Raw genomic sequence first — 11574 nt, 5'->3', positions numbered from 1 at the left:
TGGAGGACGGCGATGTCATCACCGCCGGCGCGCTGCGCATCGAATGCCATTTCGATGCCGAGGCATTGCGCTTCTCGGTGGCCTACACGGACACCGAGTACGCGACGCTGCCGCCGGTGGCAGCCACGGCGGCCGCCGCGCCCGGGCCGGCCATCACGGCGGAGCGCCTGCGGGCGCCGCCACCGGCCGGGCGCCGCCGCCGGCCCTGGTGGCTGTACGGCAGCCTCGCGCTGCTGGCCCTGCTGGCGCTGGAACTGTTCACCGCGCGGGCCGTCGGCATCCAGGTGACGCCGGCGCAGGCGCGGGTGACGCTGCGTGGCAGCTGGCTGCCACTGCAGCTCGGTGGGCGCTACCTGCTGCACCCGGGCCGTTACACCGTGGAACTGGCGGCCGATGGCCACGAACCGCTGACGGCGCCACTGGTGGTGGGCGAGGAGCGCAGCCAGGATTTCCATTTCAGCCTGAAGCCGCTGCCCGGGCGACTGGTGCTGGAGGGTGCTCCGAGCGGGTCCCTGCAGCTGAGCGTCGACGGCCAGCCGCAGCAGCCCGCGGCCGATGGCAGCTATGCCGTGGCCGCCGGCAGCCACCGGCTGCGCGTGGTGGCCGCCCGCTACCAGCCCTACGAGACCACGGTGGAAGTCACCGGCCGCGGCGAGCGCCAGGCCGTGCGGGTGGCGCTCGTGCCCGACTGGGCCGATGTCGACATCCGCAGCGAGCCGCCCGGCGCGCGCATCAGCGTGGGCGGGGAGGCGCTGGGCGTCACGCCGGCGACCGTGCCGGTCGCCAGCGGCCAGGCGCAGATCGAGCTGCGGCTCGAAGGCTACAAGCCCTGGCGCCAGTCGCTGCAGGTGACGGCCGGGCAGAAGCTGACGCTGCCACCGGTGACCCTGCAGGAAGCCGATGGCCTGCTGGAGGTGGTGAGCCTGCCGGCGGGCGCCGCGGTCAGCATCGATGGCCGCTACCGCGGCGTGACACCGCTGGAGACGGAGATCGCCCCGGGTCGCTCCCACACGGTGCTGGTGGCGAAGCCCGGCCACGAGACCGCCACGCGCAGCGTCGCCGTGGAGCGCCGTGGTTCGGCGTCGCTGCACGTGGAACTGGCGGCCCGGCTCGGCGTGGTGCGCGTGGAGAGCGAGCCGCCGGATGCGGAGGTCCTCGTCGATGGCGTCGCGCGTGGCCCCGCCGGACAGGAGCTGCAGCTGCTCGCGGTGCCCCATCGCATCGAGCTGCGCAAGGCGGGCTATGCCAGCTACGTCACCGAGGTGACGCCGCGGCCGGGCATGCCGCAGCGGGTGCAGGCGCGCCTGCTGACACCGCAGCAGGCGGTGATGGCAGCGGTGCCGAAGACGGTCACCACGAAGCAGGGCCAGGAGCTGCGGCTGGTCGGTCCCGGCGAGTTCGAGACCGGCGCGCCGCGCCGGGAGCAGGGCCGGCGGCCCAACGAGACCCAGCGACGGGTGCGCATCACGCGCGCCTACTACATCGGCCTGCGCGAGGTGACCAACCGCGAGTACCGCGAGTTCCGGCCCAGCCACACCTCGGGTGCCGAGAAGTACAAGCAGCTCGCAGGCAGCGATCACCCGGTGGTGATGCTCGGCTGGGAGGACGCGGCCAGCTACTGCAACTGGCTGAGCGACCGCGAGGGCCTGCCGCCGGCCTACGTGCTGCGCGATGGCGCGCTGCGCCTGGCCGAGCCCGCGACCCGGGGCTATCGCCTGCCCACGGAGGCGGAGTGGGAGTGGGCGAGCCGCTACAATGGCGGCGGTGGCGAGCGCCGCTACCCGTGGGGAGACCAGATGCCGCCTGAACCCGAGTCCGGCAACTTCGCCGACAAGTCCGCCAGGGGTATCGTCGCCAACGTGCTCGGCGACTACGACGACGGCTATCCGGTGACCGCGCCGGTCGGCCGCTTCCGGCCGAGTCCGCTCGGCTTCTTCGACCTCGGCGGCAATGCCGCGGAGTGGGTGAACGACCGCTACAGCGTGTACGGCGCGGGCGATGCCGTGCTCGTCGACCCGCAGGGTGCCGATACCGGCCAGTACCACGTGATCCGCGGCTCCAGCTGGCGCCAGGCCAGCATCAGCGAGCTGCGCTTCGCCTACCGCGATTTCGGCGACCAGGGCCGGCTGGATGTCGGCTTCCGCCTCGCCCGCAACGCCGACTGAGCCCGGGGCGAGGCAAGGGGGAACGACCATGCAGATATTCAAGGTGGGACTGGTGATGGCGGCCGGGCTGGGGTCCACCTGGGCGGCGCGTACGGTCACCGATGCCTGGCTCGGCCCGCAGCCGGCCGCCGCGGCCCTCGCGCAGGCCCCGGCTGCGGAGCCCGCTGCACCAGCCGGCGGCGCCGGTGGCGCCGCGGCGCCGGCAAAGCCGCCCGAACTCAGCCGCGAGGAACTCGATGCCGAGCTGCGCCGCGCCCAGGCCGAGCTTGCCGGCAAGCCCTCCGCCGATGAGCTGCAGGAGTTCCGGCCGTCGAAGCCGCTCGCCGCCGACCTCGCCATCGCCCTGCCATCCGACATCTGAGCCGCCGCCAGCACCCCGATCATTTCCGAGGTCAAGCCAGCATGAACCGCACCTTCAGCCAGGAAGCCGTGTTCCAGATGTTCGCGCTGGTGATCGCCGTGATCGTCGTGCACGCCCTCTACGTCACGGTGATCTACCCGAACGCCGAGGCCATCCTCGCCGCGCAGCTCGCCGCCATGCGCAAGGACCCGAACTACGAGGCGCCCGCCTCGCTGTTCGTCACCGTGCGCGACTTCGAGCCCGAGGCCTGCCTGATCCTCTCGGTGTGGTGCCTGGCGCTGATCGGCTACAAGTGGCGGCTGGTGGCGCAGGAGCGGCGGCTGTTCGAGCAGCCGCTGCTGCCGATCGCCGAGGGCATGCGCATCCTGCCGGAGGACAGCCGCGAGTACGTGCGCCACATCGAGGCGCTGCCGGCGGGCCAGCGCGAGCTGCTGCTGCCGCGGGTCATCACCCACACGCTGCGCCGCTTCGGCGCGGTGCGCAACCTGCAGGATGTCGCCACCTCGATGCACCGGCTGGTGGAGTCGGAAGCCAACCGCCTGGATTCCGAGATGGCGATGATCCGCTTCATCGTCTGGGCCATCCCCGCCATCGGCTTCGTCGGCACGGTGCGTGGCATCGGCCTGGCGCTGCGCATGGCGCACCGCGCCGTGGAGGGTGACGTGACGCCGGTGACCCAGTTCCTCGGCTCGGCGTTCAACGCGACGCTGGTGGCGCTGCTGACCTGCATCACCCTGATGTTCCTGGTGCACCAGCTGCAGCTGATCCAGGAACGCCTGGCCCTGGATGCCGAGGCCTGGTGCGAGGACAACCTGATCCGCCACCTGCATGTGAGCTGAGCGGCCGCAGCGGGAGCAGTACGGGCATGGCGACTGCCGCAGTGGACCTCAACGATGCCGCGCTGACCCTGGCCGCGGCGGGGCGTGTGCTGTGGGCGGAGCCGGGGCTGGCGGCGGCCACGGGGGCGCTGGGCAGGGCAGCCGGCGAGGCGGCGGCGCCGGTTTCCACGCGCCACTGGCGCGACCTGGACGATGGCCCGCTGCCGCGGCCGCTGGGCTCCTGGCGCAGCAGCGCGGATATCGTGCAGGCGCAGCTCCTGCAGCTGCGCGCCGCCCTGCCATCCGGCTGCGAGGCGCTGGTGGCCGCGGTGCCGTCCAGCTGGTCGGCGCGCCAGCTCGGGCTGTTGCTCGGCCTGGCGCGCGATGCCGGCCTGCCGCTCGCCGGCTTGGTCGACTCGGCGGTGGCGGCTTCGCGCCGGCCCGCGCCCGGCCGCGAGCTCTGGCACCTGGAACTCACGCTGCACGATGCCGGCCTGACGCACATCGGCCAGGCGGACGGTGCCTCGCGCGATACCGCGCAACGCCTCGACTGGCTGTCCTTCCAGGCCCTGGATCGCGCCTGCGCGCGGGCCATCGGCGCGGCGCTGCTGCGTGCCAGCCGCTTCGATCCGTTCCACGATGACGGAAGCGAGCGCCAGCTGTACGCCGGCCTCGCCGGCTGGCTGGCCGACCTGGCGGGGCATGAATCGCGCCGGGTGTCCATCAGCTACCGCGGCAGCGAATTCGCCGCCGAGGTCAGCGCGGCGGAGCTGCGCGCGGCGGTGACGCAGGCGGCCGAGCGGCTGCTGCAGCGGCTGCGCGCGCTGGCGCCGCCCGCCGCCGGAGCGGTGCTGCAGGTACCCGACCGCCTGGCCGGCTATCCGGGACTGCTGGAAAGCCTGGCAGGGCTGCCGGGCTGGGAGATCGTCACGCTGGAGCCGGGCGCGGCGGCGCTGGGCGCGCTGCGGCTGGCACCCACGGCGCCGTCCGGGGCGCTCGCGCTGGCGACGCAGCTGCCCTGGGACCGTCCGCCCCTGCCGTCGCATCGGGACAAAGGCAGCGTCCTGGCCGTGGTGGCCGCCGCGCGGCCCAGCCACCTGTGTTACGGCCATCGCCTGCTGCGGCTCGACGGCCGGCCGTTGCGCATCGGCTCGCAGCTCGCCGACGGCGAGTACGGCCTGCAGCTGCCCGCTTCGCTGCAGGGCCTGTCGCGCCGGCATTGCAGCCTCGTGCTCGAGGCCGGCCGCGTGCTGCTGCACGACCACAGCCGCTACGGCACCCGCCTCAACGGCGTGGCCGTGGAAGGCTCCGCCGTGCTGCATGCGGGCGACCGCATCGAGATCGGCCAGCCGCCGGTGGAGCTGCGGCTGCTGGCCGAGGAGGGCGTCGATGCGCCAGCGCCGTGAGCTGAACGTCTTCAGCTGGTCCTTCCTCGACGCCATCACCTGCGGCTTCGGCGCCGTGGTGCTGACCTTCGTCATCATCAACTCCCAGGTGTCCAGCAATGCCCGCGACGCCAGGGCGGACCTGCGCAGCGAGACCACGCGGCTGGAGCAGGAGGTGCTCGATGCGCGCAAGAACCTGGTGCGGCTGCGCAATTCGCTGGACGACGACCAGAAGGACGAGAAGGTGCTGGCCGAGGAGGCAGCGCGGCTGGCGGTGATGCTGGCGCGCATGCAGGCCGAGGTCTCGCAGGCCCAGGGCGACAGCAGCGCACGGCGCGAAAGCATCGAGCAGCTGCGCGCCGACGTGAAGCAGCTGGAGGAATCCAACCAGCGCCTGGCCGCGCGCACCACCGAGAAGGCGGGCAGCGGGCAGAAGCTGCGCAGCTTCACCGGCGAGGGCAACCGCCAGTACCTCACCGGTATCCGCATGGGCGGCAGCCACGTGCTGATCCTGCTGGATGCCTCCACCAGCATGCTCGGGCGCACCTATGTCAACGTGGTGCGCTTCCGCAACATGGCCGATGCGCGCAAGATCCGCGCGCCGAAGTGGCAGCAGGCGGTGCGCACGGTGGACTGGCTCACGGCGCAGATCCGGCCCGGCACCAGGGTGCAGATCTATGCCTTCAACGAGCAGGCGCAGGCGGTGCTCGACGGCACCGGCGGGCGCTGGCTCGAGGTCCGCGACGGATCCGAGCTGACGGCGGCCGTGGCGGCGGTGCGCAAGCTGGTGCCGGACAAGGGCACCAGCCTCATCAACGCCTTCGCGGTGGTGAAGCAGCTGCAGCCGCAGCCGGACAACATCTTCCTCATCACCGATGGCCTGCCGACCCAGGGCGAGAAGCCGCCCGCGCAGGTCGAGGACGTGAAGGAGGAGCGGCGCGTGAAGTTCATGGTGGATGCCGTGCGCTCGCTGCCGCGGCGCCTGCCGGTCAACGTGCTGCTGTTCCCCATGGACGGCGATCCGGATGCCGCCGGCTACTTCTGGGATCTGGCCTACGCCAGCGGCGGCTCGCTCATCACTCCCTCGCAGGACTGGCCCTGATGCGCCGCAAGCGTCGCGAACTGGAGATCTTCAGCCTGTATTTCCTCGACGGCATGTGCTGCGCCTTCGGCGCGGTGATCATGCTGCTGCTGATCACCAAGGCGGCCGAGCCGCGCATCATCGAGCAGGCCCGGGCGGACGAGCGCGGGCTGATCGCGGCACTGCAGAAGGAGCTGTTCGACATCCGTGGCGAAACCACGGAACTCGACCGGCAGATGAAGAGCGCGCAGGGCGACCGCCAGCGCGCGGATGCGACCATCGCCCGCCTGCAGGCAGACCTCGGCCGCATCCGCGGCCAGTACCAGGCCAGCCGCCAGCCGGCCGTGGACAGCGAGCTGGAGGGCCAGCTGCTCGCCACGCGCCAGCGGCTCACCGAGGAGATGCGCCGGCTGCTGGCCGGATACCGGGCACCGGAGAAGGACGCCACGGTGGGCGGCATCCCCGTCGACAGCGAGTACATCATCTTCGTCATCGACACCTCGGGAAGCATGTTCCAGGGGCCCTGGCAGCTGGTGATGCGGAAGATCTCCGAGGTGCTGCGCGTCTACCCGCGCATCAGGGGCATCCAGGTGATGAGCGACGAGGGCAAGTACATGTTCCCCAGCTATGCCGGCAAGTGGATCCCCGACTCACCGACGGCGCGGCAGCAGATCCTCGGCACGCTGGCGAACTGGAGCCCCTACAGCGACTCGAGCCCGGTGGAGGGCATCGCCGAGGCGATCAGCACCTTCTACGAGCCCGGCAAGCCGGTGAGCATCTACGTCTTCGGCGACGATTTCCCGACCGGGCAGGTCGAGGCCGTGGCCCGCTACGTGGAGCGCATCAACAAGGCCGATGCCAGCGGCAACCGGCTGATGCGCATCCACGGCGTGGGCTTCCCGACGCAGTTCGCCGGTGGCCGCATGGGCAACGGCCTGCGCTTCGCCAACCTGATGCGCACGCTCTGCGAACGCAACGGCGGCACCTTCGTCGCGCTGACGACGCTGAACTGAGCGGGCCGGCCCCGCGGCCCATTTCCCCACCAACCGGAGGAGCAAGCCATGACATCGAGCACGGACCTCACCAGCCGCCGCTGCAAGCCCTGCGAAGGCGGAGTGCCGCCGCTGGCACCGGCGGCGATCGCCGCGCTGATGCCAGCCCTGCACCCGGACTGGAAGCTGGCGGCGGACGGCAAGTCCATTCGCCGCGTCTTCGAGTTCTCCGGCTACAACCGCACCATCAGCTTCGTCAATGCCGTGGCCTGGATCGCCAACACCGAGGGTCACCACCCCGACCTCGAGGTCGGCTACGGGCGCTGCGCGGTGGCCTGGTGGACCCATGCGATCGGCGGCCTGTCGGAGAACGACTTCATCTGCGCGGCCAAGGTGGACCGTCTGGTCGACTAGGCATCCCCGCCGGGCCTAGAATGCGCGCGCGCGGCCGCCAGGCGGCCGGGAAAGCGCGCCGGATCCAGCCAGCCACCCGCCATGACAGACACCTCGCAATCGCAACGCCAGCTGGCGGTGCTCGCCCTCGGCGTGGTCTTCGGCGACATCGGCACCAGCCCGCTCTACGCCTTCCGCGCCGCGCTCGCCATCTCCCCGGCCATGGCCCAGCCGGAGAACGTGCTCGGCGCCCTGTCGCTGGTGGTCTGGGCGCTGATCATCGTGGTCTGCATCAAGTATGTCGCCGTGGTGCTGACCGCGGACAACCGCGGCGAGGGCGGCGTGCTGGCGCTGGCCACGCTGGTGCTGGGCGGCCGCGTCGCCCGCGGGCGCGTCCTCATCGGCAGCATGGGCCTGCTGGGGGCGGCGCTGTTCTTCGCCGATGGCGCCATCACACCCGCGATCTCGGTGCTGAGCGCGGTGGAGGGCCTGACGGTCAGCCGGCCTTCCCTCGACTGGCTGGTGGTGCCGCTGACGCTGCTCATCCTGCTCTGCCTGTTCCGCTTCCAGGCGCAGGGCACGGCGCGCATCGGCAGGTTGTTCGGTCCGGCGATGCTCGCCTGGTTCCTGACGCTGGCGCTGCTCGGCCTGGCGGCCATCGCCCGCAAGCCGGCGGTGCTGCAGGCGCTGAACCCGGCCCATGCCGCCGGCTTCATCCTGCACCACGGAGAATTCAGCCTGGCGGTGGTCTCGGCGATCTTCCTCGCGGTGACCGGTGGCGAGGCGCTGTTTGCCGACCTCGGGCACTTCGGCCGGCGCCCGATCCGCCTCGCCTGGTACACGCTGGTGCTGCCGTCGCTGCTGCTCAACTACCTGGGCCAGGGTGCGCTGGTGCTCGCCGACCCCGCGGCGGCCGCCAACCCCTTCTTCCTGCTGGCGCCATCCTGGGGGCTGCCGGCGCTGGTGGTGCTGGCCACGGCGGCGACGGTGATCGCTTCGCAGGCGGTGATCTCCGGGGTGTTCTCCGTGGCGCACCAGGCGGTGCGCCTGAGCTACGTGCCCCGCCTGGAAGTGCGGCATTCGTCGGCGAAGGCCTACGGCCAGGTCTACGTGCCGTTCGCCAACACCCTGCTCGGCATCGCCACCATCGTGCTGGTGCTCGGCTTCGGCAGTTCCGAGTCGCTGGCCGGCGCCTACGGCGTGGCCATCGCCATCGCCATGGCCATCGACACGGTGCTGATCCTGATGTGGCTGGCGCAGCGGCCATCGGCGCCCGATCGCGCGCTGATGCTTTTGATGGCGCTGATTTTCCTGCTGGACCTGGCCTTCTGCTTCTGCAACCTGCTCAAGGTTCCCGATGGCGGCTGGGTACCGATCGTGGTCGGCGCGGCGCTGTTCATCACCATGAATACCTGGACCAGGGGCCGTGTGATCATCGCCAGCTACATCGCCCGCGAGCATCGCAGCGTCTACCAGCTGCAGCAGCTGCTCGCCTCCGACAACCCGCCGCTGCGCGTGCCGGGCACCGCCGTCTATCTCGCCAGCAACCGCGAGGGCCTGCCCCGCGCGCTCTGGCACAACGTGCGCTTCAACAACGTGCTGCACGAGCAGGTGCTGCTGGTGACCATCGAGACCGAGGAAGTGCCGCGGGTCGGCCGCGACCGGCGCATGGAGATCACCGAGGTGCTGCCGGGCATGACCCGCATCGTCGCGCGCTACGGCTTCATGGAAAGCCCGCAGATCACCCAGGTGCTCTACGACGCCGACAAGGAGGGCCTGCGCTTCGACCCGGCGCAGGCGACGTTCTTCGTCGGCACCGAATCGGTGTTCTACGGGCGCAGCACCCTGCGTGCCTGGGAGAAGCGCCTGTTTGCCTTCCTGATGCGCAATTCCCGCCGCGCCGCCAGCTTCTACGGCGTGCCGGACACGCGGCTGGTGGAGTTCGGCACGCGCCTGCGGGTCTAGCCGCACCTGCCGGCCGTGGCAGCGGGCTTCCGTCGCTCCCGGTGTTTGCTAAGCTTGCGCCTTTCCACAGGAGAACCGCGATGACCCATCGTCTGCGCCCGTACGCGTGGTGGCTGGCCCCGGTCCTGCTGGGCCTGGCCGGTGCCGGCACCGCTGCCGACCTGAAGCTGGACACCGCCCAGGACAATCTCGCCGCCGCCCGCCGCATCCAGTGCTCGACGAAGGATGGCGAGGCCGTCACCTGGTACTGGAAGGGCCATGCGTACAGCCGCGTGCCGGGCGAGGCCGACCGCCAGCTGTTCGCGGTGGAGGGCATGAACATCCGCCAGTGCGGGCCGCTCAACGGCGCCACCGATGGCAGCTTCATGATGGCCACGCGCGAGGTGCTGGTGTACGAGGATCCGAAGACCGGCAAGGTCCTCGAGACCTGGGAGAACCCCTGGACCGGCAAGCAGGTCAAGGTGGTGCACGTGGCCAACGATCCGGTCAATCAGCGCATCGGCGCCACCGACCGCGCCGGGCGGCCGTTCAGGCTGCCGCTGGAGGTCATCGGCGGGCAGTGGTGGATGACCGCCACCGTGCCGCTGTTCTACCGCAACCCGCTCGCCGGCGACTACCAGGACTACATCGGCGGCAAGTACCACGCCACCGAGATGTTCAACTTCTTCGGCAGCGTGCCCGAGCTGGCCGACTCCCGCCGGCGCTCCGTCGGCGTCAGTGTCGGCTGGGTGCGCATGTCGGGCTGGCTGCCGTGGATGGAGATGGGCGACCGCGCCGGGCTGATCTACTTCAGCACCGCGGGCCGCAAGCTCGACCGCTGGGAGGACATGCCGGAGGCTTTCCGCAACGAGATCAAGGCCAACTACCCGCTGTACCTCGCACCGCCGCCGCTGGATGACCCGCGGCCGAACGAGACCAGCTGGTCGTACTTCAAGAAGGTGACGCCGGTCGGCAAATGAGCGCGCCGATGCAACAACCCGGGCGGCAGCTGCCGGTGCGCAATCCACGCACCGGCCAGGCCGACTACGTGATCCATCCGCCGGATGCCGCCGCGCTGGCGGTGCTGGGCGACCGGTTGCGGCAGGCGCAGCCCGCCTGGGCGGCCGCCGGCGTGGCGCACCGTGCCGGCGTGCTGCGCGAGTGGGCCGGCGCGCTGCTGGCCGATCCCGGGCCGGTGGTCGACGCGCTGGCGACCGACACCGGGCGCTACCGCCTGGCGCTGAGCGAGATCCAGCCGCTGCGTGGGCTGGTCGAGGGCTACGCGGCCATGGCCGCGGCGCTGCTCGCGCCGCCGGCGGAGCGGCCATCGGTCGCCCCGGGCATCGCCATCGGCACGGAATCGGTGCCGTACGCGGTGGCCGGGGTGATCAGCCCATGGAATTTCCCCTTCCTGCTGTCCACCCTCGATGCCATCCCGGCGCTGATGGCCGGCTGTGCCGTCATCGTCAAGCCGAGCGAGGTGACGCCGCGCTTCATCGCGCCGCTGATGGAGTCGGTGCGCCGCGTGCCGGAGCTCGCCGGCGTGCTGGCCTTCATCGAAGGGGATGGTGCGACCGGCGCGGCCCTCATCGAGGAGTCCGACATCGTCTGCTTCACCGGCAGCGTGGCGACCGGCCGCAAGGTGGCCGAGGCCTGCGCGCGGCATTTCATTCCCGCCTGCCTGGAACTCGGCGGCAAGGATCCGGCCATCGTGCTGGCGTCGGCCGAGCCCGCGAGGGCGGCCGAGGTGATCCTGCGCGCCTCGGTGCAGGCCACCGGCCAGGCCTGCCAGTCCCTCGAGCGGGTCTACGTGCAGCGGTCCATCTACCAGGCCTTCCTCGACCATCTGGTGGCCGCAGCCCGGCGCATCGAGCTGAATTACCCGGACATGCGCCAGGGCCAGGTCGGCCCGCTGATCTTCGCGCGCCAGGCGGAAATCATCGCCGGCCAGCTGGCCGATGCGCGGGCGCGCGGCGCGCAGGTGCTCACCGGCGGGGAGATCGAGTCCCACGGCGGTGGCAGCTGGCTGCGGCCGACGGTGGTCACCGGCGTCACCCAGGACATGAAGCTCGTGGCCGAGGAAACCTTCGGGCCGGTGATCCCGGTGATGCCCTTCGACGACATCGACGAAGCCGTGCGCCTGGCCAACGACTCGCAGTACGGCCTGTCGGCCGCGGTGTTCGGCGATGAAGGCGAGGCGCGGCGTGTGGCGAGCCGCCTCGATGCCGGCGCCGTCAGCATCAACGATGGCGGCCTCACCACCGAGGCCTTCGACGCCGAGAAGAATTCCTTCAAGTTCTCGGGCATGGGACCCTCGCGCATGGGTCCGTCGGGCCTGCTGCGCTTCCAGCGCAAGCGCGCCATCCTCATCCAGCGGGGGCGGGCCAAGGTCATGGCCGACCTCGACGAGCGCGGAGCCGGGCCCGTCAACTGAG

Annotated in this window: 10 protein-coding genes; all 10 read left to right on the top strand. The window is 71.3% G+C overall.

Translation table 11 applies throughout. The features are described 5' to 3' along the window. Window positions 1-77 precede the first annotated feature (77 nt). The 10 genes from HRU81_08470 to HRU81_08425 all read left to right on the top strand — a co-directional run bounded on the left by HRU81_08470 (window position 78) and on the right by HRU81_08425 (window position 11573). Window positions 78-2165, top strand: coding sequence for a PEGA domain-containing protein (locus HRU81_08470; protein ID QOJ32126.1), 2088 nt, complete (start codon window positions 78-80; stop codon window positions 2163-2165). A 28-nt stretch (window positions 2166-2193) separates the two neighbouring features. After that, window positions 2194-2526: a hypothetical protein gene (locus tag HRU81_08465; protein ID QOJ32125.1), complete on the top strand. Its 333-nt coding sequence runs from the start codon at window positions 2194-2196 to the stop codon at window positions 2524-2526. Between the two features lie 41 nt (window positions 2527-2567). Further along, on the top strand, window positions 2568-3365 hold the full coding sequence (locus tag HRU81_08460) for a MotA/TolQ/ExbB proton channel family protein (GenBank protein QOJ32124.1): 798 nt from the start codon (window positions 2568-2570) through the stop codon (window positions 3363-3365). A gap of 26 nt (window positions 3366-3391) precedes the next feature. Next, a complete protein-coding gene (locus HRU81_08455) occupies window positions 3392-4750 on the top strand; it encodes an FHA domain-containing protein (GenBank protein ID QOJ32123.1) in 1359 nt (452 codons plus the stop codon). Beyond that, window positions 4734-5831 (top strand): VWA domain-containing protein, encoded by a 1098-nt coding sequence (locus HRU81_08450; protein QOJ32122.1) that lies wholly within the window; start codon window positions 4734-4736, stop codon window positions 5829-5831. The genes HRU81_08455 and HRU81_08450 overlap by 17 nt, the downstream gene beginning before the upstream one ends. Continuing rightward, window positions 5831-6823, top strand: a complete 993-nt coding sequence (locus HRU81_08445; protein QOJ32121.1) for a VWA domain-containing protein — start codon at window positions 5831-5833, stop codon at window positions 6821-6823. Before HRU81_08450 ends, HRU81_08445 begins: the two co-directional genes overlap by 1 nt. Window positions 6824-6871: 48 nt before the next feature. After that, on the top strand, window positions 6872-7216 hold the full coding sequence (locus tag HRU81_08440; protein QOJ32120.1) for a 4a-hydroxytetrahydrobiopterin dehydratase: 345 nt from the start codon (window positions 6872-6874) through the stop codon (window positions 7214-7216). 81 nt (window positions 7217-7297) lie between these two features. Then, complete coding sequence (locus HRU81_08435) at window positions 7298-9160, top strand: KUP/HAK/KT family potassium transporter (protein ID QOJ32119.1); 1863 nt, start codon at window positions 7298-7300, stop codon at window positions 9158-9160. A gap of 80 nt (window positions 9161-9240) precedes the next feature. Continuing rightward, window positions 9241-10119 (top strand): DUF1838 family protein, encoded by an 879-nt coding sequence (locus HRU81_08430; GenBank protein ID QOJ32118.1) that lies wholly within the window; start codon window positions 9241-9243, stop codon window positions 10117-10119. An 8-nt stretch (window positions 10120-10127) separates the two neighbouring features. Further along, complete coding sequence (locus HRU81_08425) at window positions 10128-11573, top strand: aldehyde dehydrogenase family protein (GenBank protein ID QOJ32117.1); 1446 nt, start codon at window positions 10128-10130, stop codon at window positions 11571-11573. The last annotated feature ends 1 nt before the right edge of the window (window position 11574 follow it).

The sequence above is a fragment of the Gammaproteobacteria bacterium genome (genome assembly GCA_015709695.1).
In the GTDB taxonomy this organism is placed as follows: Bacteria; Pseudomonadota; Gammaproteobacteria; order Steroidobacterales.
This window is presented reverse-complemented; position numbering and strand designations above follow the sequence as displayed.